The sequence below is a fragment of the Microcoleus sp. PH2017_08_TRC_O_A genome, assembly GCF_020738665.1.
Classification (GTDB): domain Bacteria; phylum Cyanobacteriota; class Cyanobacteriia; order Cyanobacteriales; family Microcoleaceae; genus Microcoleus.
The window spans coordinates 62,944-88,821 of the sequence record NZ_JAEQCE010000034.1 but is presented as its reverse complement, the minus strand read 5'-3'; the positions used below and the strand labels follow the sequence as shown (position 1 = coordinate 88,821).

The window sequence follows — 25,878 nt, the reverse complement described above, 5'->3', positions numbered from 1 at the left end:
TACCTTGGGATGGCCGACCACTCAATAGCGCAGGAAGTGAACTCTTTCATTGTAGCTAAAGATGGCTTTAGTTAAGTTTGGGTAAGTTTTACGAAGCAGGGGAAGTGCTACGTCGAAGTAGACCGTTTTTTCCCATCCTCAAAGACTTGCTCAGTCTGTCTCAATCGAGTTGGTAATTTGCCGTTGAATGTGCGGTCATGGCAGTGTCAAAGCTGTGAAACAAAGCATGACCGGGATGTCAACGCAGCGGTCAATATTCGAGATGAAGGACTCCGTATTTTAGCGTTAGGAACTAGCGCTACTGCCAAGGTCGGGAAGGTAAGTCCAAAGTCCCGAAGGCGTAAGTCATCCGTTTCTAAGGCACTACCCGTCGAAGTTGGAAGCTCCGCCCTCAACGACCGAAGCGCTCAGGGCGCGTAGGAAGTAGGGCGGGGTAGTTCACTGTTAAGTTTTCGCAGGCTGACAACAAGTTTCTCAACTTGACAGCTATTACTTGCTAGGGACACTAAAACCCCGGTTGCTGCATAGATTTCTCCCCAGCCAAATGTCTTATTTTGAAGCTAGAAATCCCTTTTTTTGCCCAGGTGTTGCTGAATGCAGCTTGATTTACGAAAATTTTCAGACGGAATTAGCATCAGACGATCTACAATGTAAGGCTAATGAAGTGCAATTTTTCCAAGACTAGCGATCGGCAGAAATTTCAGTACCGTTCGGAATTTTAAGTTTTGTAATCAAAAATTGCACCCATTAAATCAAGCTTTGAAGTTCGATGAGTCCAAGCACCAATCTATGAAACGCTCTTTCGCAGGTAAGACAGATACAGGGCTGGTTCGTTCCGTAAATCAGGATTCGTACCACATAGACCCTGACGGGCGATTTTTCATAGTGGCCGACGGCATGGGAGGACACGCGGGAGGTCAAGAAGCCAGTCGGATTGCGACTGGGGCGATTCAATCTTATTTGCTCGAACATTGGGAAGGGCCTGAAGATTCTCCCCTGTTGTTGTCCAAGGCTTTGTTAATTGCCAATCAAGCAATTTTGACCGATCAGCTCGAACATCCCGAGCGTGCTGATATGGGGACTACGGCTGTGGTTCTGATCTTTAGGGATGAGGGCAGACCTTGGTGCGCTAATATCGGGGACTCTCGCTTGTATCGGCTGCACGGATCTCATTTGGATCAGATTACTGAAGACCAGACTTGGGTGGCTCAGGCTGTCAAAAGAAAGGCCCTGACTCCGGATCAGGCTCGCAGTCATCCTTGGCGTCACGTTTTGTCCCAGTGTTTGGGCCGCGATGATTTGCACGAGATAGATATTCTGCCGGTGGACGTAAAGCCCGGGGATCGCTTGTTGCTGTGCAGCGACGGCTTGACTGAGGAACTTTCCGATCCTTTGATTGCTTCGCCTCTGAAGTCGATTCGCGCTTGCGAGGGCGCTGCAACTGCTTTGATTGAAGCCGCTAAGGATAAAGGGGGACGGGACAATATTACTGTGGTGATCGTGACGATCGACCTCAAATAATATCCTCGCACCCTCGCATACCTAAAAATCTCCCAATCTCCGAATCAAAAAATCTCAAATCTAAAATTTAAAATCGAATGGTTCGCGTTATTGGTTTGATGAGTGGCACGTCGGTGGATGGCATTGATGCTGCTTTAGTGGATGTGGTCGGTTCCCAAGCAGACTTAAAAGTGCAGTTGGTGGCCGGCAAGACTTTCCCTTATCCTGCTACTTTGCGATCGCAAATTCTCTCAGTTTGCAGTGGTTCCGCGTTATCTATGGCTGAGTTCGCTCAATTAGATGATGCGATCGCCCAAGAATTTGCTAATGCAGCCTTGACAATTCAAGCAGAATATGATAATGCAGAATTAATCGGCTCTCACGGTCAAACTGTCTACCACCGACCCCCAGGGAATACGGAAAAGAGCAGTTTTTCTGCTGCACCTAGCCCCGGCTCAGACATGGGTTACAGCTTGCAACTCGGGCGGGGCGCGCTCATCGCGCAATTGACAGGCATTACAACTGTGAGCAATTTTCGATCGGCAGACATTGCAGCAGGAGGTCAAGGAGCACCCTTAGTCCCAATAGTTGATGCCTGCCTGCTTGCTGAACCCAACCGCAACCTCTGCATCCAAAATCTCGGCGGAATTGGCAATTTTACTTATCTTCCTGCCAGGAGAGATAAAGAATTGGCTGACAAGTCTGCGGTTTCTCCTCTGGGCGAGGGTATCTTGGGTTGGGATACCGGGCCGGCAAATTCGCTGTTAGACTTGGCAGTGCAGCACTTCTGTGACGGAACAAAAACTTGTGACGAAGGTGGAGCTTGGGCGGCAAGTGGCACTCCCTGTCAAGCTTTAGTAGAGAATTGGCTACAGCAAGATTTTTTCATCCAAGCACCGCCCAAATCTACAGGGCGAGAGTTATTTGGTGTAGACTATTTTAACCGTTGTTTGGTCGAGGCTCAAGGTTACAACCTCAGTCCTGCTGATGTGCTGGCTACTTTGACGGAACTGACTGTTGCTTCGATCGTTCACAGTTACCAAACTTTTTTGCCGCAGATGCCCGATCGAGTTTTATTGTGCGGGGGCGGCAGCCACAATCTCTACTTAAAACGCCGATTGCAAGCACAATTGCATCCAGTGCAAGTGTTGACTACTTCTGAGGCAGGCTTGAGTGTAGATTTTAAAGAGGCGATCGCTTTCGCGGTTTTAGCCGCCTGGCGGGTTCGGGGTATTCCCGGCAATCTGCCTCAAGTTACTGGTGCTTGCGCGCCGGTTCTGTTAGGAGAAATTAACTCTTGTTGGCACAGTTGGGCATGATAGCATAGAGTCTGAGGGACAACGGCTGTGCGTTGTTGCACCAGCATTGTAGCCAGCAGGAAAAGCATAGGAACAGCACTGTGGCTCACACGTTTTTAATGGAATCTGGCCAATGGACGCTCGAAGGAAGTTGGATTGAGCGCAATGGCGTGCCAATTACGGTAAAAGGCAAAACTTTAGTGAGCTGGAACCGAACAGATTGGTTCAGTATGGTGACGAAGCTCGTGTTTCCAGGAGGCGATCGCGAAGAGATTATTTTGCAGTACCGAGGACACCTCAACAACGATGAGCGGCAGTATACTTTTGTACTCCAACACAGCGAACTCGGCCGAGTCGAGGGCGAAGGTTGGATTGCTCCCCAGTCGATCGTCCAACGTTACTGGGTACTCGGAGATGAACGCCAGCGGCGGACGGGTTTTGATACCCTCCACCGCGTTGATGAAAATCGCTACTACCAATCTAGTGGCATCATGTCTGGTCATTACTTGACGAGTACGATGGAGGCAACTCTGGAACGTCAGTCGGAATAACTCTTTCTAGAGTTACAAGTTGCGTGCTCTAGAACTTGAGTAGAAAATTAAAGGTTTTGCTTGTCGGAGATCGCCTTTTGATGTCCGACTTGCTCAATTCTTGCTCAAAGCCATCCGCTGCAACTTGAGAGGGCTAGCAGCGATTCGGGCGCTATTGATATTGTGTTCCCACAATCGCTTACTCTAAAAGTAGAGAATGCAACTCTGACTTTACAGGATATTAAGAGCTGTAGTGAAGTGTTAAGCTCGCCATATCGAAAATTTGCATTTCTGGAAATTACATATTATCAATTAATGCTACCCGATCTCCGAATTTGTGGCTGTAATTTATTGTATAAAAAATATAGAGATTGTCGAAAAATTTATAATTTTTGAGAGGCGGAGCGATAAATTATTGTGGCTGTGTGGTGCGGACTATTAGGGAGACTTTATCCCAACTTTTAGTAGAATCAAAAGACAATAAAGTGCGAGTTTGTCTAGACCCGAGGATGAGTTCTCGATAGGTCGGTAAAAATTGTTTCTACCAAATGCCTCTAACCCGATCGATTCATCCGTATATCCGTGTCGCGTTTTGAGGATATTCTTGCCTTATACCTTGTACCTTCGAGTGACGCCCCATCACCCCCAACTCCATTCCGCCTGAGGGAAGAGAGTAAGAGACGGAGGTCGCCGACTGCGACTCTCACCTATTCAACCCCTGGATTGGGTTCTAATCCCCAATGGTGTTTGAGAAAATGGCGATACATGGTTTCGCGCAACATCATTTGCTCGTAAAGCTTGACCAAAAACTCCTGAGCTTGCTCGCGGCTCATGTCACTTACCTGTGTTTTGAAGGAACACAGGCTAAATTGCTGCTCCAAAGACAATTCTGCTGGTTGGCTCATGACTTTGACTCCTGTATAAGTAAAAGTGACTTGGCAGTGAAACCTGGATTAACCAGATTTGTAAGTTGTTTCTGTAAGTTGCTTCAGCGATCGGCTTTTGGTTTCAGGATGTCCCGCAAGCCTCTCTCGCTTTAGTATATTACAAAAGGTAACAATAATTTGACAAAATTACCATCTGCCCTAAGAAATAACTTAACCATAGAGATGGCAGGATGTCCGCAAAAGTTCCTTCCGCAGACTTATACCACTCTATCTACTTGTCCAGAGAAAAAAGGCTCAGTATGAACCAAAATAATTGCAGCCATTTATACCAACTCGCGCGGAAATTCTCTCTGGGTGAGGGGGAGAGCGGGTGAGGCAAAGAGGGGGAAAGTGGGAAAATTTCTATTTCTGTTTTCTCCCTTCCCTTCCCTTCTTCCTTGTATCCGTTATCAAATCATTTGCCTAGCTTGCTTGGGAGTTCAACCCTCAACATCCATTCGTTAAATCCCCTACATCTGTTAAATCCCGTATATTGCTCGTTCCCAAACTTGGAAGCGTTCTCACTAATTGGAGGGAGGGACATTCGGCGGTGGAGCAGCCGCTCCGGGGCTGGAATTGGGGGCAATGGGTGCGGGCGAAACGGGAGGAATTCCCAGATTCGCCCCAGAGTTGCTCGGCTGCTGTCCCGTTTCGGGGAAAGGAGATTGAAACTGATGGGGATTGAACTGCTGCTGCCCCGGAGCCGGGAGAGGAGATTGAAACCGATTCGGATTGAGCTGCTGCTGCCCAGGAGCTACGGGAGACGGCAGAGGTTGAGGGTAATTGCCCGAAGGTGCCACAGGAATCCCCGAATTGGGAAGCGACGGATTATTCGGCTGCGTAGAGGGAGCCGAACTAGGAAGAGTTGCTAGAGCTACTCGATCGCCCCCTACCTCTCGCAATTTGTCTAAAACCTCCACAACTTTGGCGTATTTAGCATTTTGAGGAGCGTACAACACCGTCAAGCCGGCAGGATTTGTGCTGTGGAAACTCTTTAAAACTCGATCGAGCTGCTGGTAATTAACAGGCAATTGGTCGATATAAGTTTGCCCGAAATCGTCAATGCTGACAATCAGCATCTCTCGCATCTGCGTTTGTCCAGTCTTCGCCTTCGGCAAATCGACATTAATCGCTTGCTGGCGAGTCAGTTGCAAAGCCGCCACCAAAAAAAACGTCAGAATGCAAAAGATCACGTCAATTAAAGGCACCAGTTCAATCCGAGCCTCTTCAGCAGGAGTATCTAAGTGAATCTTCATCAGTTGTTCTTTGTTCTAATTATTAGAAGGTGAATCTTCAGCCGGATCGGAACCTTTCAATTTCGGCTCCCTGAGACGTTCTCCCGATGATTCTTGAGAATTGAGAGAACGCCTGTTCAAACCATCGGAACCAAAGGAAGAATTGTTGTGATCTGTACCGGGCGATCGACCTTTAGCATTAGCAGTCGGCCAATATTGTCTGTAGAGCAATTCCATTTCATTTCCAGCTTTGCGAAATATTTTGGCTTGGTTGAACAAAAAAGCTTGAAATATCCGATAAAACGCCAAGGTAAAAATTGCTACTACCATCCCACTCGCAGTCGTGATCAGCGCCTCGCTAATCCCCAAAGTCACGCCAGTGGTTGCCGCCGTACCGATGTCGCCCAGACGGATGGAACTGAGGGAGTTAATCAAGCCCAAAACTGTTCCCAGCAAGCCCAGCAAAGGGGCGAGAGCGATCGTCGCTTCTAAGATTTTGTCCCCGCGGCGCATCGAAGCCAACTCTTCATCGGCGGCTGCTTCGAGGGCGAGTCGAAATAAATCTGGTTCGGGATTGTACAGGCGCAGGGGTGCAGAAAGAAATCGCCCGATCGGCTGTCGGTTGGCTTGTCTGGCAATCTCGTTAGCCGCCCCCCAATCGCTCCGCGCCGCGTCGAGAATCCGGTTAACTATCTGCTTCTCTTTGCTCAAGAGGCTTGCCCAGAACCACAAGCGCTCGATAATTGTACTTACAGATAGAATCGATAACACCAACAGGGGCCACATGGCGGGGCCGCCTTTTTGAAACAGTTCTTGAATATTCACAATATTTTTGCTCCTGCATTACCCGCTAACTTTTGCTTCTGTTCTACTTTTTTTTACAAATCTAAGGCCATTTAATTTTAGCGATTAATGTACTCAGGACTTACGCACTCGCCACTAAAGAAACCGGGTCTTGCAGTCCAAGGCCTCGGGTGGCAAAGAAGTATCTTACTCGATCGAATCCCGTTGCTGAGTAAGTCTTGGTAATATTGTCAGACTCCTCGCGGGCGATCGGCGGCGACTACTTCCTCAGAATTCCTCTAAATCTTCTTGACACATATCTTGCAGCGACTGGTGTTGCAGGCGGCGGGAAGAGCGACGATATTTTTTAGTTTGCAGTTTCGGTTCATACTGCTGTGTACCGTCGGACTTGGTTTGCTGCTTCAAACTGGATTCGGCGCTGCTGGAGTTTTGCAGAGCTTGCTGGCGGACGATCGCCTCTTCCATAAAATTCAAGTAATACTGGTAACGCTCCCAATCTCCCCGCACCACACAGTTAGGCTCATCGCGGTGCGAACAGTCGCTAAACTGGCAGCTACCCAAAGCCAGCCTCTGACGAGCTTCTGGGAAATATTCAGCTAACTCCGACGGATCGGATTCGAGAGCCGGCTGATTAAAGCCCGGAGTATCAGCCAGCAATCCGCCGTCGGGGAGTTCAAATAGTTCGACGTGGCGAGTTGTGTGGCGCCCGCGGCCGAGTTTGCCTGAAACAGCGCTCACTCGCAGGTTCTGCGCCGGAATCAGTTGGTTGATCAAGCTGGACTTGCCGACGCCAGAAGGCCCACAAATTATCGTTATTTTGTCTTGGGTGTGGCTGTGGAGAAAGTTCGGCAAGGGATTTTGTACGGAATTTAACGGAGCTAACGGATGAGCCGAATTTGCTAGTAGGGGGTTCTCCTCAGAAGGCAACAGAGAACCATCTATTTTGTCCGATAAATTCTGGGAAGTTACTTTTTCGACATAAACTTTATTTTGAAAATTTGTGGCAACTTCCTGCACTCCTAAACCGCTGCGAACGCTAATAAACATTGGTTCGTAGCCCCAACGTGAAAGCCGATCGCGCCACTGTTCCAACTCCTCGGCCCTCACCAAATCGCATTTGTTCAGGCACAAACTCACCTCTAAACCTGTAGATTCTGCCTTGACTAAAAACCGAGTTAATGAGGCGGGGTCTAAATCGGGTTCGGCGAGGGCAAAAACGAGGAGAATGCGATCGGCATTAGCGACAGGCGGGCGGTTGAGTTCTGTGCGGCGGGGGAAGACTTCTGAAATTGCACCCCGGCGGTCAGTCCAGTCCGGTTCGTCTACCACCACGCGATCGCCCACCATCACCTGTTGACCAATTTTTTTGAGTCGAGTGCGGCGAGTGCACAGGAGAGTGGGAGCATCCGCCAGGGCTATATTCTCGTGAATCCCGGCTGCTGGATCTAGCCTGACTCGGTAGAAGTTAGCCTGAACAGCCACGACTGTACCGACGAGAGAGGACAAATTCAGGCTCATCCGGCTTCCTGGAGTTCTGGGCGCTGCACTTTCATGGCAAAAAAGCCAGACTCCGACTCATCCGCCATAAATTGCGTTTCGAGAATTTGATAGCCTTCCATTTTCAGACTATCAGGCACTTGTTCGATCGGCTCCCCAGCATCCAGCCACACTTCCAAAACAGCACCAGGTGGCATTTGTTCCAAGCGCAATTTAGTGCGGACAAAATTCAGAGGACACGGAGTCCCCCGCAGATCGATTTTGGCATCTGGGGATTTGGGATTTTCAATTGTGGATGTTGAATTCATAATGCGTTTTAGATTCTCAAATTTCCCATCTCAATTCTTGAAAGCCTTATTTTATCGTGAACAAATTGACGAATAATTATTCTACCGCCGATTTTTGACACCAATTGGTGTCATTTTTTTGAGGACTATTCCCACAAATTGCCCAACAATCACAAATTGCCCAACAATTATTCTACGACCGATTTTTGACACCAATTGGTGTCATTTTTTTGAGGACTATTCCCACAAATTGCCCAACAATTATTCTACCTGTACAAAATGAGCGCAATTGCGCTGACTTTTTTGACAGAGAATTAAACAAATTGCCGAACAATTATTCTACCTGGGCAAAATGAGACCAATTGGTCTCATTTTTTTGATAGAGAATTTAAAAAATTGCCACGGAATCATCAAACAGGAAAATTTGACACCCATGGGTGTCAAAAAATTGCTTATTTCTGAAACAAATTGCCCAGAAATCCTTCCAAGCCGCCTTTACCAGTACGATCGCCCTTCAGCTTAGCAAGCTGCATCAGCAACTCCCGTTCCTCAGCCGTCACCTTAGTCGGAATATCAATAGACACCGCAATCAAATGGTCGCCGCGACTGACTGGATTGCCCAACTTAGGCACTCCTTTTTTCTCCAGAGTCAGAACAGTATTCGCCTGAGTTCCCGTAGGAATCAACAATTCCGTCGGCCCATCTACAGTTTCCACTTCCAATCGGCAGCCCAAAATTGCTTGCAAATAACTAATCTTCACTTCCGAATTAACGTTAATGCCGTCCCGCTTAAATAACGGGTCTTCATTCACAGCCAAAAACACGTAAAGATCCCCCGGCGGCCCGCCCAACTTGCCAGCATCCCCTTCATTGGAAACGCGCAAACGAGTACCGTTATCTACCCCGGCTGGAATAGTGATTTTCAGCTTTTTCATCACTTCTTTCTGACCGCGGCCGCCACAAGTTTCGCACTTGTCCTCAATTACTTGCCCGGTGCCGTTGCAGGTGGGGCAAACAGAAACTTGAGTAAAGCTGCCGAAAGGCGTGCGGGTAGCGCGTCGGACTTGACCGCTGCCGGTACAAGTCGAACAGGTTTGAGGTCTGGTTCCCGGCTTGGCGCCAGTTCCGGTACAAGTTTCGCAGGTTTCTAGGTGCTTGATGCGGAGTTCTTTTTCCCCACCAAACACAGCTTCGCGAAACTCTAGCCGCAAGTCGAGGCGCAAATCATCTCCGCGCACGGGGCCACTGCGTCTGCGACCTTGCTGTTGGGCGCCCGCCCCTCCTTGAAAACCCTGAAAGAAGCTTTCAAAGATGTCAGCAAAGCTGTCGCCGAAGTCTTGGAACCCAGGCGCGCCTGCACCACTGACACCTTGTTCGCCAAAGCGATCGAAACGGGCGCGGGTTTCCGGTTCCGATAGTACCTCGTAGGCACGGTTAATTTCTTTAAACCGCTCCTCAGCTCCAGATTCTTTGTTGACATCTGGATGGTACTTGCGAGCTAGGCGGCGGTAAGCACGCTTAATTTCCTCTTTGTCTGCACTGCGAGAAACGCCTAATATTTCATAGTAATCACCGGCCATAAAGCTGCTTGCCTGGAGGTAAATAACAAAAAGTGTACGAAAAATAAACGGGCGACCTTTCCTGAAATTACCAATTAAAAATTAAAAATTCTCATTGTTAATTGTTAATTGTTAATTTTTAATTTTTAGCTTTTCAGTTCTAAAGGAAAGGATTCATCTCATCAACTTCAGGTTCGGGAACCTTCGGTTTGGGTTCCGGTTGTGGTTCCGGCTGTCGCTTGGACTGTCGTTCCGGTTTGGGTTCCGGTTTGGGTTCCGGCTGTCGCTTGGACTGTCGTTCCGGTTTGGGTTCCGGTTTGGGTTCCGGTTGTGGCGGAGCTTGTGGCGGAGCTTGGGGCGCCACCAGCAGCTCTTCTGTCAGGAAAAGGCTGTCGTCGGTAGCTGCAACCTCTTCTAGTTCTGACATCATCTCGCTTTCAACCTCTGGCGAGGAGTGGGCTACCCCGCTGCGGGCTTGCTCGTAGACTGCTGTCCCGAGGGAGTATAGCAGTTGCTTGAAAGCTTCGATTTGCTCGGTGAGTTCCTCAACATTGATGTCGGGGTTAGCCATCGCGGCCTTCAAAGCTGTTGCTGCTGATTCGGCTGCGACTTTGAGGTCGTCGCTGAGCAATTGCGCGTTGGTTTTCAAAGTGACACCACAATTATAGACCAGGGTGTCGGCTTGATTTTTGAGTTCGACTACTTGAGCGCGCTTGATGTCCTCGTCGGCGTAAAGTTCGGCTTCTTGCCGCATCCGCTCGACTTCGGTTTCGCTCAAGCCTCCTGTATTGGAAATTTGGATGCTTTGTTCTTTGCCGGTTCCCTTGTCTTCAGCGGCAACTTTGAGAATGCCGTTGGCATCGATTTCAAAGGTAACTTCGATTTGAGGTACGCCGCGGGGGGCTGCGGGAATGCCTTTGAGCAGGAATTTGCCGAGACTTTTGTTGTCTTTTACCAATGCGCGCTCGCCTTGGAGGACGTGAATTTCTACGGAGGTTTGTCCGTCAGCAGCCGTGCTGTACATTTGCGATCGACTGGTGGGGATGGTTGTATTGCGATCGATTACTTTGGTAAACACACCGCCCAAAGTTTCGAGTCCCAGGGAAAGCGGCGTCACGTCTAGCAACAGCAAATCTTTGACTTCACCGCCCAACACCCCGGCTTGAATTGCCGCACCTACGGCTACAGCTTCGTCGGGATTCACCGATTTATCGGGAGACGCGCCCCCAAAATACTTACTAATTGCCTCTTGAACTGCCGGAATTCGGGTTGAGCCTCCGACTAAAATAATCCTGTCTATATCTTTCGGGGTAAGACTTGCGTCTTTGAGGGCTTGAGTCACCGGATCGATCGTCGCCTGCACCAAATGACCCACCAGTTTTTCAAACTGAGCCTTCGAGAGATCCATTTCCAAATGCTTCGGCCCTTTAGCATCAGAGGAGATGAACGGCAAATTAATGGATGTGGATTGCGAGAGAGAGAGTTCAATTTTCGCCTTTTCCGCAGCTTCTCGGAGGCGCTGCAATGCCATTTTGTCTGTTGAGAGGTCGCTACCTTCTTGAGTTCGGAAAACTTCTACCAGCCACTGAACTATGCAGTTATCAAAGTCATCTCCTCCGAGATGGTTGTTACCTGCGGTGGCGTTGACTTCAAAAATTCCGTCTCCCAATTGCAGGATCGAAACGTCGAAAGTACCGCCGCCGAGGTCAAAGACCAAGATTTTCTGTTCGATATTTTGCTTGTCGAGCCCGTAGGAAAGGGCGGCCGCCGTCGGTTCGTTGACGATCCGCAGGACTTCTAAACCCGCGATCGTACCGGCGTCTTTAGTCGCTTGGCGCTGGGCGTCTGTAAAGTATGCCGGCACAGTAATCACGGCTTGGGTAACAGTTTGTCCCAAATAAGCTTCAGCATCTTGCTTGAGCTTTTGGAGTACCATTGCCGAGATTTCTTGGGGGGTGTGAACTTTGTTCCGAATTTGGACGTTAACGGTGTCGTCTTTGCCTTTGATGCAGGTATAGGGAGTGCGGGATCGTTCTTCTTCCGTGTCGTCCCACCTGCGCCCGATAAATCGTTTGATGCTGTAAACAGTATTTACAGCATTAGTTACAGCTTGCCGCTTGGCTAGTTGACCGACTAAGCGATCGCCCGCCTTGCCAAATCCTACGATGCTCGGAGTTGTGCGGCCGCCCTCGGAATTGGCGATCACGACGGGTTTACCGCCCTCCAATACAGCTACGCAACTGTTGGTCGTGCCTAAGTCAATTCCAATAATTTTTCCCATAGCGCCTCATAAAACTTTGTGGGATGTTTGGAAACTTCCAACTACAAGTTGGGGTATAAAAAACGACTAAGCTTGTTTTAACAAGCATCACTGACTGGATTTGTAGGAAACAAACTTGATATTTTAATGCAAGATCGCAGACTCATTAAAACATTGTTCAGAATTTGTTGAGAAAGCGCTGACCTGCTTTTAGTCCTGAATTAAGAAGTTGGTGAGTTTGCCACCTTCGTGCCCCCGAATTCTCTTCGGGGGTCCGTGCAGGGCGAGGAATGCAGTAGCTTTTGTCCGATTAACTTTCCGAACTATCGGGATTTTCATCTGAGGCTACCACAGATATCCCAGGCGCTGCAACTTTCACTTTGGCGTGGCGCAAGACACGATCGCCCAGAATGTAGCCGCGTTCTAGTTCTTGGATGATTGTTCCTTCCTCGTGTTCGTCTGTGGGCTCGCTGAGGAGAGCTTCGTGGAGGTTGGGGTCAAACTGTTCGCCTTCAGGGCGCATCGGAGAAACCCCAATTTGCTTGAGACCATCTACCATTTGCTTGTAAACGCTTTGGTAGCTTTTGTGAATGTTCATTTCGCCGTCATTTTGCGGCTTAATGTGCGATCGAGCGCGCTCGAAATTGTCGATTACCGGCAACAGGGGCTTGATCGTGAGACACCTTGCCTGTAAATCTAACTCTTCTTTTTCCTTTTGGGTGCGCCTGCGGAAGTTTTCAAAATCTGCTGCTAGGCGGAGATTTTGATTTTTTAGGTCTTCTAGTTGAGCTGATGTGGCTTGCAACTGAGTTTTTAAAGCCTCTTTTTCATCTCTTATCGAAGCGAGTTCCCTCTTCCATGATTCAGCCGCGTCTGCTGTCGGGCTGTTGGTGGAATTGCCGGTGACAGGATCTCCGGATGCGTTTGCTCCCTTGCGATCGCCCTCGGCGCTTTGATAAGCTTGAGCAAGTTCGAGTTCCCAATCGGCTGCTTCGTTAGAGTTTGCTGGTGCCGGCGGAGTTTCGCTTGCCATTGGTGAACCCTCTGGGGTTTCCCCAGTTGAGTTAGGATCTAGATCTTGCTGTTTTTCCTCGTCAATCATAAAAGCTGCGCGACAGAACCCTATCAATTCTAGCAGATACACTTAACACGGTAAATGTACAGAACTATAATTTACTGTGTATGGCACTATCTGATTCATAGGAAAGCTCCGGTCTCTGTGCAGGAATCTCTCAAAGCTTGCAATATTTTATGGAAATGACATCTCGATCTCTAGTTCTAGTAAGACCGTCATTGGAGCTAACACAAGGTTTCTTGTATCGCAATTTGGGAATAACACCCTCGCATTGATAGCAAGTTTAGAAGGATATTAAGCAGTTAGATTTCCTGAAAATAATTGAGCTGTTGATGGCTGATACTTCAATATTTGCGGCAAAATACAGTTAATTAAAGTTAATTTATATGGCTGTTTTATTCGCAGATAGAGGCTTGTATTTTACAATTGAGTGCGTTTAAAAACAGGGAGGTGTCCTCGATTATTGGGGAGTAAAATGAGAAACATTAGCTGGTATTGGGTACCGGCCACTCGGTAGATACGATTGATCTCTAATTTGCCAATAGGCAAAATTGATGAACTGTCAACCTTTCCTCACAAAGGTTAGGACACCAGAGAGAATTAGATGAATATTGGCAGGGAAAAAACTAGATCTGCTCAAAATCTGGGCGATCGAACTCCGGTCGGGCGATCGCCCGCAACCCGATCGCAGATAATTAATCAAAATATATCTCACTAGACCGATCGATGGCTTTCGTCAAAGCTATCATCATCAAAGCTCGCACAGCCGATCTTTAAGGTAGTACAGAGAACCGCGCTACCACGGGCGCTGTAATTTGACCAAACAATTTGCGAATATACAATGATCGTGGAAAGGCGACAGACCTCAGGATCAATCCCCAAGTGATGTGCCATGAGGCTATAACGAGAGTATCTCGCAGGTCGATCGGGTCAGTAAGCAACTTAGCACTCAACAAACAAAATTTGATTGCAAGCATCGACCAATCCCTCCAACGTCTCATCAATTTGTGGACGAAAATGAGAGGAGACTACGAGCTTACACTTGACATATAGGGATAGAGCACAAATATGATAGCTCATCCACAAGCAAAAGATACGGGGGTTTTAACCCCGCGTTGGTTTTCCTCTCAGCACTTTCTGTGACTGAGTTTCCCACAAGAATGAGTGTTTTTTATGACTAACACATCCCAGGGGTCTCCTCGCACATCGATAGTTGCTATCAGCGTTTTGCCTCCGGCTCTCAACAAGATGATTCAGTCGGGTTACGTCAACGGCGACCAAGTGAAACAAGCTCAACTTGAAAGCCGGAAGTCGGGTAAGCGGTTGACGGAGGTATTAGAAGCACTTACCGGGCAGCCGTTACCTCCTGAATTGCTGCGGCTTTACAAGAAGCAGCAGATGTTTGAACGGAAGATTGTCTACGGGGTTGAAGCGTATGACCCGGAGATGAGCGAAATGTCGAACGAGCAACTCGGAATTATGCTCGATGGGTTGAAAATTTCGATCGACATTTGTCACCAAGGTCGCTTTTTACCAGTAGCGAAGACTGAAACCGAGCCTCAGGCTGTTTTAGTGGCAATGGTAGATCCCGACAACCTCAACGCCATAGAAGATTTGCGGCGGATTTTACAGCCTCACGGCTTGGCTTTGCAGCGACGGGTGATTACGCCAGACGACTACCAGGACATCACTTCGGCATATCAAGACGACCAAGTTAAGGTAGCCGCCAAAATAGCAGAAGCCGATAAGCAGAGAAAGCTGGAGTTAGGGGAGGGAGATTTTGGCGAACTCTCATTAGAAGAGGAGAGTGCTGACCAAGAAGACCTAGCTAACACCATAGACGATGCTGAGGCTGCTCCGGTAATTAAGGCTGTCAATATCATTTTGGCTAAAGCTTTGTCGGAAAAGGTGTCGGACATCCACGTAGAACCTCAAGAAGAGTTTATGCGGATACGGATGCGGAAAGATGGGGTGCTGCAAGAGTATTTCCGGTTTCCGAAACAGGTAGTGCAATCGATTACGGCTCGTTTCAAGATTATTGCCAACTTGGACATTGCCGAACGCCGACAAGCTCAAGATGGTCGTATCCGCCGGGTGTTTGAGGGACGCACGGTAGATTTCCGGGTAAATAGCTTGCCTTCCCGGTACGGCGAAAAAATCGTGCTGCGGATTTTGGACAGTTCCAGCACTCAGTTGGGTTTGGGTTTGTTGATCTCGGATCAAGAAACTCTGGCTTTGGTGCGAGAGACTGCTAGCCGTCCGTTCGGACTGATTTTGGTGACGGGGCCTACGGGTTCGGGTAAGTCAACTTCTCTGTACTCGATTCTGGCGGAACGCAACGATCCGGGGGTTAATATCAGTACGGCGGAAGACCCGATCGAATATGCTTTGCCAGGAATTACCCAATGTCAAGTAATTCGGGAAAAAGACTTGACTTTTTCCAACCTGCTGCGGGCGTTTTTGCGGCAAGATCCTGACGTGATTTTGGTGGGGGAAACGCGGGACAGGGAAACGGCAAAAACTGCTCTCGAAGCTGCTTTGACGGGACACTTAGTGCTGACTACGCTGCACACTAATGACGCGGCTGGGGCGATCGCGCGTTTGGACGAAATGGGCGTAGAACCGTTCATGGTTTCAGCCGCTCTGTTGGGCGTGTTGGCTCAGCGTCTGATGCGGCGCGTTTGCGACAAATGCTGCATTCCTTACCAGCCTACTGCGGCCGAACTCGGTCGCTACGGTCTGTCGGCTTCTCAAGAAATCGATCTGACTATTAACAAAGCCAACACCATACCAGTGGAGGAAAGGAAAGGACTCGCAGAACGCGATCAACTTTGTCGGAAGTGCAGCGGCCTAGGCTACAAAGGACGGGTAGGCGTTTACGAGTTCCTGAAAAATACTGAGCGGCTGCAAACTCTGATCACTCAAGGGGCTCCCACAGAGCAACTTAAGGAAGCAGCGGTAGAAGAAGGGATGAAAACGTTGTTGGCTTACAGCTTGCAGTTGGTGCGGGAAGGGGCGACTACCTTTGAGGAAGTCGAGCGGGTGACCTTTACTGACTCCGGGTTGGAGGCGGAACTGAAAGCCAAACGCAAGCAGGGACTTACCTGCAAAACTTGTCGGGCGGAATTGAAGCCGGAGATGCTGGATTGTCCGTACTGCTTGACGCCGCGCTTTTTGGATTGATTCATCCGTCATCCGTCATTCGTCATTAGTCATTAGTCATCCGTCATCCGTCATTAGTCATTAGTGATTAGTCAGTAGAAAAACAACTGTCAACTGTCAACTGTCAACTGTCAACTGTATCTGAGCTAAATTGGTCAATAACTATCAACTAGATTGAGAAGAGGTATCTATGGGTCTGATGATTGAAGACGTATTGGAGTCCCTGGTAGAGCAAGGGGGTTCGGACATACACATCCAAGCAGGCGCGCCTATCTTCTTCCGCGTCAGCGGGAAACTAACTCCTCAGTCGCAATACGGCGACATTCTGTCTGCTGAGGAAGTGCAGATTCTGATCTTCCAAATGCTCAACAATATGCAGCGCAAGCAGTTGGAAATGGAGTGGGAACTCGACTGCGCTTACGGGGTGAAGGGATTGGCTCGGTTCCGGGTGAATGTGTACCGGGAGCGGGGTGCTTGGGCTGCTTGTATGCGGGCTCTGGCTTCTAAGATTCCTAACGCAGATGCTTTGGGCGTGCCGCAGATTTTGCGGGATCTGACGGAAAGACCCAGGGGTATGCTGTTGGTGACGGGACAAACGGGTTCCGGGAAAACTACTACGATGGCGGCTTTGTTGGATCTGGTCAACCGGACGCGGGCTGAACACATTCTGACGGTTGAAGACCCGATCGAATATGTGTTTCCGAATGTCAAGAGTTTGTTTCACCAGCGTCAAAAGGGGGAAGATACTAAGAGCTTTGCTAATGCGCTGAAAGCAGCCCTGCGGGAAGATCCTGATGTGATTCTGGTGGGAGAAATGCGGGACTTGGAAACGATCGGTCTGGCAATTTCGGCGGCAGAAACGGGTCACATGGTGATGGGAACGCTGCACACTAATTCGGCTGCTGCTACGATCGATCGGATTTTGGACGTATTCCCGCCCATTCAACAACCCCAGGTTCGCGCCCAAGTGTCTAACTCTTTAGTCGGAATTTGCAGCCAAAATTTGGTTGTGAAAGTTGGGGGCGGCCGCTGCTGCGCTATGGAAATCATGGTGAATACTCCAGCTATGGCTAACTTGATCCGGGAGGGCAAAACTCCTATGATTTACTCCCAAATCCAAATGGGGGCAAAATTGGGCATGAGGACGATGGAAATGGCCCTCGCTGAACTTTACAAGGGCGGTAAAATCACTTGGGAATCGGCAATGGCCAAGGCTTCTAAGGCTGACGAACTCGAACGCTTGATCGGCCCGGCACCTGTTGGTACAGGCAAGGTAGGGGCTCATTAATTGAGTCAGTCAGTCCATTTTAGATTTTAGATTTTAGATTTTAGATTTAATTGCAGCGCAGTGAATCTGGGAGCTTGAATTACGATCTAAAATTGGGGGATCGACTCTCATGAGTGTTGGGGACTTGTACCTGTTTTGGGGCGAAGCAATCAGTTATTGGTCAGCAGTCCGCAGAAATGACCAATCACTAATGACTAATGACTGATTGCCAATGACTAATGACTTTTAATAATTTTCCAGAGGCAATCTATGGCTACAAATGTTATTAATCCAAAACCAAAAACAGGCTTCGATCTCAGTAGGATTCAGGAGCAATTTGAGTATAGCCTTAGCAGTCTTACTGTTAAGGATATGGCGATTTTTGCTCGTCAGTTTGCGGCTATGTTTAATGCCGGGGTGGCGATCGTGAGATGCCTTTCCGTGCTGCACGAACAGTGCTCTAATGCTAAGTTGAAACGAGCACTCAGGAGCATGAATGCTGACGTGCAAGAGGGGATAAACTTGGCAGAGGCGATGGCTAAGTTTCCTGATGTTTTTGACCAACTGTTTATCAGTATGGTGGCGGCGGGAGAGGTCGGCGGTGTGCTAGATGAAACCCTCGACCGTCTGGCGGTGATGATGGAAAAAAATCACAAGACGGAGGCTGAAATTAAATCTGCGATGTCTTATCCGAAGACTGTGTTTTTCATCGCGATTGTGATTTTTTTCGCAATGACGATTTTTTTGCTACCAACTTTCGCAAAAATCTTTAAGGATATTGGTGCAGACTTGCCTGCTTTTACGGTGTTTATGTTGGGGATTAGCGCATTTTGTACGGCTTGGCCTCCGATCCAACAACTGACAGTTATTGGGGTAATTATAGCGCTAAAATTTGCCTTCGATATGTACTACAAAACTCCAGTAGGTCACCTCCAAATCGATAGAATTGCGATGAAGTTGCCAATTTTTGGAGATTTGATTGAAAAATCGGCGGTGGCGAGGTTTTGCGTCATCTTTGGCTCGCTGACGCGATCGGGTGTGCCGATTCTTAGCTCTTTGGAAATTGTGCGAGATGTGGCGGGAAATCAGGCGATCTCAAATGCGATCGAATATGCAAGGCAGGAAATTCAAAGCGGTGGCATGATCAGTATTGCTTTGCAAGAACAAGCTGTTTTTCCCTCCTTGGCAATTCAAATGATGGCAATTGGCGAGGAGACTGGGGAACTTGACAAGATGCTGATGAAAGTTGGCGCTTTTTACGAAACCGAAGTCGAAGAAGCAGTCAAGGGACTTACCAGTATGCTAGAACCTCTGATGATTGTTGTGGTCGGTGGTATCGTAGGTTCGATTTTGCTGTCGATGTATCTGCCGATGTTCTCAGTGTTTCAGAAGCTGTAGACAATTGACAGTTGACAGTTGACAGTTGACAGTTGTTAGTTGTCAGTTGACAGTTGTCAGTTGTCCGTTGACAGTTGACTCTTGTCAGTTGGCAGTTGACAGTTGTTATTTGTTATTTAAGAGTTGTCATTAGCTTTGTTTGAGTTGTTAATAATGTTCAGTCAGTGATATGGCCTTGGCTAATCTTTGAATAACCAATGACCAATTGTTGCCAAGTAATGAATAACCAATTGCCAATTACCAATTACAAATTGCCAATTACAAATTGCCAATAACCAACGACAATTGACCAATGACTAATGACCAATGACTAATGACCAATGACTAATGACCAATGACCAACGACTAATGACTAATGACTAATTAATTGATTTAAAATGTCTGTAAAACAATCACATTACGAGGCTTTACTAGCACAGTACAGCGAATTTTCGGAAGCGATCGCCCTGCTGAAAAAATATCGGCTGTACATGGAGATGATTCCGAGTATCCGCCGCGCTAACGAAAGCTTAATTACCATTCCTTTGCCAATTGTGCGCTTGCGGGAGGGGGTTTCCTATGCGGGTAGGGGGGGGACTAGCATCTCTCCGGGACAGGCGGCTTGTTTGCCCTGCGATTTGGCGATTTTGATGTGCGATCCAGAGTGGAAAGTTAAAATTGGGGTGGAAATTTTGGTTTTTATTCACCGCCCTGGTGAAGATTTTTCGGATTTGTTGGGCCGCTGGCGGCAGTGTCAGGTTTGGTTGGATAAAACTTACGAGTGGGTGATGCCTTACCGCTACAGACATATTTTTAGCGATGAGGCTGAGGCTGTTCATCCGCTATTTGTTTTGTTTGAGGAAACTAGCGATCGCATTCAGCGCGGTTTGATGGCGGCGGGGTTGCCGTTTGTTGTTGAAAGTTTTGACTCGGGGATTGAGGAATTGGAGGATGAAGAGTTTCTCGGTAGCCCAGAATTGGGGAGTATGGGTGAAGAGAGTTATGAGTTGTAGGCGGTGGTGCGATCGAGAATGAGGTCTGTCTTGTAATGGTAATGGTAATTGGTAATGGGTAATCAGTAGACGAGCAATTGCATAAATATTTGATTGATAAATCAACCGCAGATGCAAGGCAGATCAACACAGATTAACGCAGATACATTTCTTGATTGGAAAGCTTAGGAGTGCAAGAGGTATAGTGTGTTCTATTTTGTTTGGTAAATTAAATTTAATTTAAAGATATAATTAACCGCAGAGAACGCAGAGGGCGCAGAGGAGAGAGAAAGAGGAAATTATAATTTTATTTAGATGAGTAGTATTTTTTATTAAACAGGAGCTATTGAGATGAGGTTGTTAAAATCCTGGCGTTTAGTTTTATTAGCTCTAGTTTTTGGGATGGCTGTAATTGTCTCAAATTGCGGCACTCCTGCAAATATTAGCAATAATTCTCCAACTGCGACAACTCCTGCGGCTGTTCCACCAGGGGCTTTAGTCTACGGTGCTGGCGGGCCGCCGGTGAATCTGGAACCGGGAAATGTTACTGATGGTAATTCGGTGATTGCGATCGACCAAATCTACAATCGCTTGACTGATTCTAAACCGGGTACTGTGGAACTCGCACCCAGTCTCGCTACTGAATGGTCGAGCTCTACAGATGGCAAAACTTGGACTTTTAAGTTGCGATCCGGGGTGAAGTTTCACGACGGGACGGATTTTGACGCGGATGCTGTTAAGTTTAATGTCGATCGCTGGTGGGATGCCAAAAATCCTCACGGGTATCGAGATTCGGGCAAAACTTATCAGATTTGGAAGGACTTTTTTGCTGGGTTTAAGGGCGATAAAGCTTCCCTGGTCAAGGATGTGACCGTTGTTGATAAGTCTACGATTAGGTTTGTGTTAAATCGACCTTTTGCTGCCTTTCCTGCGGCGATTGGGTCGGGTTATTTTGGGATTGCGAGTCCGGCGGCGGTGAAGAAAGCGGGTGCTAAATACGGCACTCCGGGGTCGCTGGCGGTGGGTACGGGGCCTTTTGTGTTTAAGGAATGGATCTCGGGCGATCGCATTATCTTAGAGAAAAATCCGAATTATTGGAAAGCTGGAACGCCGAAAGTCAATCAGTTGGTAATTCGTTTTGTGGACGATCCGGCGGCGAGACTCGCTCAATTGAGGGCCGGTCAACTTGATTTTACTGTTGATTTAACGCCGGATCAATTGAAAGAAGTGCAAGCGGATGCTAATTTGGAAACTGTTTTGCGGCCTTCTTTTAATGTGGGTTATTTAGCCTTAAATCCGGGTTACGCGCCTTTGGCGAAATCAGAGGTAAGACGGGCGATCGCCCAAACAATCAACAAGCAAGCCATCGTCAAGGCTTTCTGGGGAGAACTTGGCAAATATGATTCACAATTTATCCCGCCTTCGCTGAATTGGGCGGAGTCTGACAAAGTTAAAGATTACGAATTTAACCCGCAGCAAGCTAAAGCAATGCTGGCGAAGGCGGGTTATCCAAACGGTTTTGATTTGGATTTGTGGTATATGCCCGTCAGCCGTCCCTATTTTCCCACGCCGAAGCCGATCGCTGAGGCTTTTGCGGCGGATTTAAGCGCGATCGGGATTCGGGTAAAGTTGCTGACAAAGGATTGGTCTGCTTATTTGGCCGATCGGCTAAAACCTCCGGGCTTTCAAGCTTTTATGATGGGTTGGACTGGGGATTATGGCGATCCTGACAATTTTTATTATCCTCACTTCGGGCCTGGTTCGACGGCGGATTTGGGAAATTGGAAAAATCCGAAGGTTTTGGAACTTTTGGATCGGGGGAGGGCGAGTGGGGATAAAGCAGCTAGAGGGAAAATTTATGCGGAAGTTAGCGAGATTTTGCATGGGGAGGCGGTGCGTTTGCCGATCGTACATTCGCAGCCACTTTTAGGGAAACGCAAGAATATTAAAGGTTGGATTCCAAGTCCTTTGGGTTCGGAGTCTTTTGAGGATGTGAGTAAATTATAGTAAAAATTTGGTTTGTAGTGAGGACTTCAGTCCTTCTAAAATTCAGAGGACTGAAGTCCTCACTACGAACATTTTTGCGGACTGAAGTCCGCACTACAAACTTATAATGAGATCGCATTTAAAATAAACTGATGTTTCAATAAGTAAGGTTCGTAGTGCGGACTTCAGTCCGCTTTCTGGCTGCGGACTGAAGTCCGCACTACGAACTTATAATGAGATCGCATTTAAAATAAACTGATGTTTCAATATATTGTTAAACGTTTGCTGGGAATATTGCCCGTTCTTTTTGGAATTACACTGCTAGTATTTGCGTTTTTGCACCTGATACCGGGAGATCCGGCGACGGTGCTTTTGGGAGAACGCGGAACTCCCGAACAGGTTGAAATATTGAGGGCTAGATTGGGTTTGAATCAGCCTTTACCTTGGCAATATTTGGCTTTTTTAAGTAGTTTGATTCGATTCGATTTAGGACATAGTATTATTAGCGGTATTCCGATTGTTGATGAAATCAGAAGTCGCTGGCCTGCTACTTTGGAACTGTCGGTGGCGGCGATGTTGGTGGCACTTATAATCGGAATTCCGGCGGGAATTTTGGCTGCTGTTCGGAAAAATAGCTGGCTGGACAATCTGACGATGAGCGGTTCTTTGATTGGCGTATCTTTACCAGTCTATTGGTTGGGATTGATGTTGATTTATTTGTTTGCTGTTTATCTGAAATGGCTGCCTCCTAGCGGGCGAATTAGTGTAGATTTGGGGTTTGGTTTTAAGCCAATTACGGGTGTTTATGTTTTGGATGCTTTGCTGCGGTGGGATTTGGTGGCTTTGCGGGATGCGATCGCCCATTTAATCCTTCCAGCCTTGACTTTAGGAACAATCCCCTTGGCGATAATCGCTCGGATTACTCGTGCTGCGATGCTGGAAGTGCTGGCGCAAGATTACATCCGCACGGCGCGGGCTAAGGGTTTGCCGGAATTTTGGGTGGTTTTGAGACACGCTTTGAAAAATGCGTTTTTGCCGATCGTCACAACTATAGGTTTGCAGTTCGGCACGCTTTTGGGTGGCGCGATTTTGACTGAAACAATTTTCTCGTGGCCGGGAATTGGTTCCTGGATTTACAGCGGGATTCTGACGCGGGATTACCCAATTGTCCAAGGAGGAGTAATCTTTGTGGCTGTGACTTTTGTGCTGATCAATCTGGCGGTTGATATTTCCTATGCTTTTTTTGACCCGAGAATTCAGTACCGTTAATTAGAAGGGAAGTTCTACAGAAAATGCTTGTTTAACATCCGGCTGTAGCAGGTAGTAAATGCTAGCAATGGCAAAACCCAGAGATAGAAAATTAACTGCTGCACCTGCGCTACCCAACATTTTGGCAATTTGCGTGACGACGGCGATAACATGGATAATTAATGTTCCAGTCCAAGCCCATTTTTTTAGTTGAAGCAAACCCCATGCTAAGACTAGGGAAATAATTCCGATAATTATCGCGATCGCCGAAAAAATTGCAATGAAGCCGCCGATGACAGTGCCAACTTTTGCGCCGAATCCAACTGCGCCGAGACCGCCTAAAACGCCTGCAAATAGTAAGATGAACAAGCCGTCAAGCAGACTGAAGATGCCACTAATTAACTGTAAGATTGCCAGAACTGTAACGCTTTGAGGACGATTCATGTTGAAGCTTTTCCATTTTCAACGGATTTGCAAAATATTTTAACCTGTTGCGCGCACAGGGCACATAGATATTCACGACTTGGACAGGGTACGATCGACAAACGGGTTTATGAGATGTCAGCGTCTTCATACTGTGTAGTTACCGGGCGCGCACTGTGCGATCGCCCTACAAGACAACCCACGACTTACTGGAAGCCGATCGCCCACGCGGCAGATCCCGCCTCCGCAGAAAGTCAGTTGAGTGCGATCGAAGTTTGAGCTCGCCTCTTGAGACTGAAAAAACTTAACATTATTTAATAAGTTGCAAAGATTAGCTATAATTGTTTACAGGTGCTGGTTGGGGAACTTTTTTTAAATCACCCGATCGGATGAGTCTGAAAGACGATGCCGCGCATCAGAAAAAATTTTACCTTTAAGGTAATCCTGAGATTTAATTAGGTGAGTCGGTATGATCGTTAGCCCCAAAAAGGAAACTGCTCAGGTCAAGGTGGAAGATACTCAGATTGTAGACACCAAGGCCCCAGAGACTGAAATTGCAGATAAAAAACCCGCCCAAAAGCAGTCACCGAAGAAAGCCGCGCGGAAGATGCCGCGGTGGGCGATCGGTTTGGTTGCAGCCGGGTTGCTAGCTGTACCGACTACCATATATATATCAAAAAGTCGATCGCAGCCGAAAGTAGATGCGATCGCAGCGATGACAGTGCCGGTGGAAGCGCAAAACCTGACGGTGCGGATCACGTCTAGCGGGACGGTACAACCCGTACAGCGCGTGAATCTCAGCCCCAAAGGCTCCGGTCGGATCGCAGAGTTATTTGTCGAACAGGGCGATCGCGTCGAAGCAGGACAAATTGTGGCCCGCATGGAAAGCCGCGATGTGGAAGCTCAACTGGCTCAAGCCAAGGCCCGCGAAGCCAGCATTAGAGCTAAACTTGCCAAAATTGAAGCCGGAAATCGATCGGAAGACATCGCCAGCGCCCGCGCGCGTTTAGAGCAAGCCCAGGCTAGTCTGGCGCAACTCCAAGCCGGAAGCCGCGTCGAAGAAGTTGCAGGAGCCAGAGCTCGCTTGGAGCAAACTCAAGCCCGCTTACAGCAACTCAAAGCCGGCAGCCGCGTCGAAGAAGTCAGCCAAGGGCGAGCTCGTTTAGCCCAAGCTCAAGCCCGTTTAGCAGACGCTCAAACTGGCAGTGTCAAACAAGAAATTGCCCAAGCACAAACGCAAATTGAATCGAGTAAAGCTCAAGCCGAACTAGCAGCTCAGCGGGTGGAACGCAACCGCCCGTTAGTCCAAGAAGGTGCTCTTGCTCAAGATAAACTGGATGAACTGATTAAGGAAAATCGCACTGCCAAAGCTAAGGTAACAGAAGCCCAAAAACGCTTGCAACAACTGCAAGAAAGTCGGGAGTCGCAAATTCAGCAACTCCAAGCTGCTGTGGAAGTCGAGCAGCAAGCATTGAAGCAGTTGCAAAACGGCACGCGATCGGAAGAAATTACCAAAGCCGAGGCAGAAGTTGCTGAAGCTAGAAGTAAATTAGCACAAACAGAAAACGGCAACCGTCCAGAAGAAATCGCCAAAGCCGAAGCAGCAGTTGCTGAAGCAAAAAGCCAATTAGCTGTCCAAGAAAACGGCGCTCGCCCGGAAGAAATAGCTTCGGCTAAAGCTGATTTAGCTGAAGCTCAGGCTCAAGTCCGCTTTCAAGAAGTGCAGTTAGAAGATACAAAAGTTCGCGCTCCTTTTGCGGGAGTTATTACCCAACGGTATGCCATCCAAGGAGCTTTTGTAACCCCAGCAACTTCGGCTTCGGAAGCGACTTCGGCAACTTCAACATCGATCGTGGCTCTCGCTAGAGATGTGGAAGTTTTGGCGAAAGTGCCCGAGGCTGATATCAGCCAAATCAAACCGGGTCAAGTGGTGGAAATAGTCGCCGATGCTTATCCCGATAAAGTGTTTAAAGGCAAGGTTAAATTGATTGCGCCCGAAGCTGTGAAAGAACGGGATGTAACGCTGTTTCAAGTGCGCGTCGCCATTGATACTGGCAAGGATTTCTTGCAGTCGGGGATGAATGTTGACTTGAAATTTGTCGGTCAAAAGCTGAGCAATGCTTTGGTTGTTCCGACTGTGGCGATTGTGACCAATAAAGGTCAAACGGGTGTGCTGGTTCCCGACGAGAAACAGCAGCCGAAGTTTAAGCCTGTGACTGTTGGATCGACTATTGGTAACAAGATTCAGATTTTAGAGGGTGCTAAGGCGGGCGATCGGGTTTTTACTGAACTTCCTGCTGGTAAAAAGTTGGAGGATATTATTAAGACTCAGAAGTAGAGGAAGTTGGGCAACAAAGGTACGTTGTTGCGCTTAAGCGCTCTTTCCTAATCTTATAAAGAGCGCTGAAGCGCAACTACATACCTAAGAGTTAACTTTTTTTTAAATAAAGGT

20 protein-coding genes and 1 pseudogene are annotated in these 25,878 nt (G+C 48.0%); 12 read left to right on the top strand and 9 right to left on the bottom strand.

All coding sequences use genetic code 11. The features are described 5' to 3' along the window. Nucleotides 1-96 precede the first annotated feature (96 nt). The 4 genes and pseudogenes from JGK22_RS14320 to JGK22_RS14305 form a co-directional block, all read left to right on the top strand. A pseudogene (locus JGK22_RS14320) lies at nt 97-420 on the top strand (zinc ribbon domain-containing protein); the annotation flags it as partial. A 369-nt stretch (nt 421-789) separates the two neighbouring features. After that, nucleotides 790-1,521: a PP2C family serine/threonine-protein phosphatase gene (locus JGK22_RS14315; protein WP_293177062.1), complete on the top strand. Its 732-nt coding sequence runs from the start codon at nt 790-792 to the stop codon at nt 1,519-1,521. Between the two features lie 77 nt (nt 1,522-1,598). Then, entirely contained in the window at nt 1,599-2,819 is a 1,221-nt protein-coding gene (locus tag JGK22_RS14310) for an anhydro-N-acetylmuramic acid kinase (protein ID WP_293313068.1), read from the top strand. A gap of 80 nt (nt 2,820-2,899) precedes the next feature. After that, nucleotides 2,900-3,349, top strand: a complete 450-nt coding sequence (locus tag JGK22_RS14305) for a hypothetical protein (RefSeq protein ID WP_293177066.1) — start codon at nt 2,900-2,902, stop codon at nt 3,347-3,349. Between the two features lie 686 nt (nt 3,350-4,035). Here JGK22_RS14305 and JGK22_RS14300 read toward each other — a convergent pair. From JGK22_RS14300 to grpE, 8 genes are all read right to left on the bottom strand, one after another. Beyond that, nucleotides 4,036-4,233: an NblA/ycf18 family protein gene (locus tag JGK22_RS14300; protein ID WP_006635253.1), complete on the bottom strand. Its 198-nt coding sequence runs from the start codon at nt 4,231-4,233 to the stop codon at nt 4,036-4,038. Between the two features lie 545 nt (nt 4,234-4,778). Then, entirely contained in the window at nt 4,779-5,510 is a 732-nt protein-coding gene (locus tag JGK22_RS14295) for a biopolymer transporter ExbD (RefSeq protein WP_293313066.1), read from the bottom strand. A 15-nt stretch (nt 5,511-5,525) separates the two neighbouring features. Further along, nucleotides 5,526-6,314 carry a MotA/TolQ/ExbB proton channel family protein gene (locus tag JGK22_RS14290; RefSeq protein WP_293177080.1) on the bottom strand — a complete coding sequence of 263 codons (789 nt, stop codon included), beginning with the start codon at nt 6,312-6,314 and terminating at the stop codon, nt 5,526-5,528. Between the two features lie 246 nt (nt 6,315-6,560). After that, nucleotides 6,561-7,811 carry a ribosome small subunit-dependent GTPase A gene (gene rsgA / locus JGK22_RS14285; RefSeq protein ID WP_293313064.1) on the bottom strand — a complete coding sequence of 417 codons (1,251 nt, stop codon included), beginning with the start codon at nt 7,809-7,811 and terminating at the stop codon, nt 6,561-6,563. Continuing rightward, entirely contained in the window at nt 7,808-8,098 is a 291-nt protein-coding gene (locus JGK22_RS14280; RefSeq protein WP_293177084.1) for a sulfurtransferase TusA family protein, read from the bottom strand. The genes rsgA and JGK22_RS14280 overlap by 4 nt, the downstream gene beginning before the upstream one ends. Nucleotides 8,099-8,529: 431 nt before the next feature. Continuing rightward, on the bottom strand, nt 8,530-9,657 hold the full coding sequence (gene dnaJ, locus JGK22_RS14275; RefSeq protein WP_293177088.1) for a molecular chaperone DnaJ: 1,128 nt from the start codon (nt 9,655-9,657) through the stop codon (nt 8,530-8,532). Nucleotides 9,658-9,796: 139 nt separating this feature from the next. After that, a complete protein-coding gene (gene dnaK / locus JGK22_RS14270; protein WP_293190567.1) occupies nt 9,797-11,917 on the bottom strand; it encodes a molecular chaperone DnaK in 2,121 nt (706 codons plus the stop codon). Nucleotides 11,918-12,206: 289 nt separating this feature from the next. After that, on the bottom strand, nt 12,207-12,998 hold the full coding sequence (gene grpE / locus JGK22_RS14265) for a nucleotide exchange factor GrpE (RefSeq protein WP_293177092.1): 792 nt from the start codon (nt 12,996-12,998) through the stop codon (nt 12,207-12,209). 1,146 nt (nt 12,999-14,144) lie between these two features. Between grpE and JGK22_RS14260 the strand changes: the two genes are divergently transcribed. The 6 genes from JGK22_RS14260 to JGK22_RS14235 all read left to right on the top strand — a co-directional run bounded on the left by JGK22_RS14260 (nt 14,145) and on the right by JGK22_RS14235 (nt 23,024). Further along, nucleotides 14,145-16,154: a GspE/PulE family protein gene (locus JGK22_RS14260; RefSeq protein WP_293177094.1), complete on the top strand. Its 2,010-nt coding sequence runs from the start codon at nt 14,145-14,147 to the stop codon at nt 16,152-16,154. Nucleotides 16,155-16,323: 169 nt separating this feature from the next. Beyond that, nucleotides 16,324-17,421 (top strand): type IV pilus twitching motility protein PilT, encoded by a 1,098-nt coding sequence (locus JGK22_RS14255; RefSeq protein ID WP_293177096.1) that lies wholly within the window; start codon nt 16,324-16,326, stop codon nt 17,419-17,421. A gap of 249 nt (nt 17,422-17,670) precedes the next feature. Continuing rightward, a complete protein-coding gene (locus JGK22_RS14250; RefSeq protein ID WP_293177098.1) occupies nt 17,671-18,798 on the top strand; it encodes a type II secretion system F family protein in 1,128 nt (375 codons plus the stop codon). A gap of 377 nt (nt 18,799-19,175) precedes the next feature. After that, the gene (locus tag JGK22_RS14245; RefSeq protein ID WP_293177100.1) at nt 19,176-19,790 is read left to right on the top strand and encodes a hypothetical protein; all 615 of its coding nucleotides are present in this window, start codon (nt 19,176-19,178) and stop codon (nt 19,788-19,790) included. 330 nt (nt 19,791-20,120) lie between these two features. Beyond that, nucleotides 20,121-21,776, top strand: a complete 1,656-nt coding sequence (locus JGK22_RS14240) for an ABC transporter substrate-binding protein (protein ID WP_293313061.1) — start codon at nt 20,121-20,123, stop codon at nt 21,774-21,776. Between the two features lie 237 nt (nt 21,777-22,013). After that, a complete protein-coding gene (locus JGK22_RS14235) occupies nt 22,014-23,024 on the top strand; it encodes an ABC transporter permease (RefSeq protein ID WP_293313058.1) in 1,011 nt (336 codons plus the stop codon). Here the strand turns inward: JGK22_RS14235 and JGK22_RS14230 are convergent, their stop codons facing one another. Further along, a complete protein-coding gene (locus tag JGK22_RS14230; protein WP_293224318.1) occupies nt 23,025-23,447 on the bottom strand; it encodes a hypothetical protein in 423 nt (140 codons plus the stop codon). Nucleotides 23,448-23,561: 114 nt separating this feature from the next. Between JGK22_RS14230 and JGK22_RS14225 the strand changes: the two genes are divergently transcribed. Together JGK22_RS14225 and JGK22_RS14220 are read left to right on the top strand one after the other, a co-directional pair. Further along, nucleotides 23,562-23,705 carry a hypothetical protein gene (locus JGK22_RS14225; protein WP_293177108.1) on the top strand — a complete coding sequence of 48 codons (144 nt, stop codon included), beginning with the start codon at nt 23,562-23,564 and terminating at the stop codon, nt 23,703-23,705. A 190-nt stretch (nt 23,706-23,895) separates the two neighbouring features. Further along, entirely contained in the window at nt 23,896-25,764 is a 1,869-nt protein-coding gene (locus JGK22_RS14220) for an efflux RND transporter periplasmic adaptor subunit (protein ID WP_293313056.1), read from the top strand. Nucleotides 25,765-25,878 lie beyond the last annotated feature (114 nt).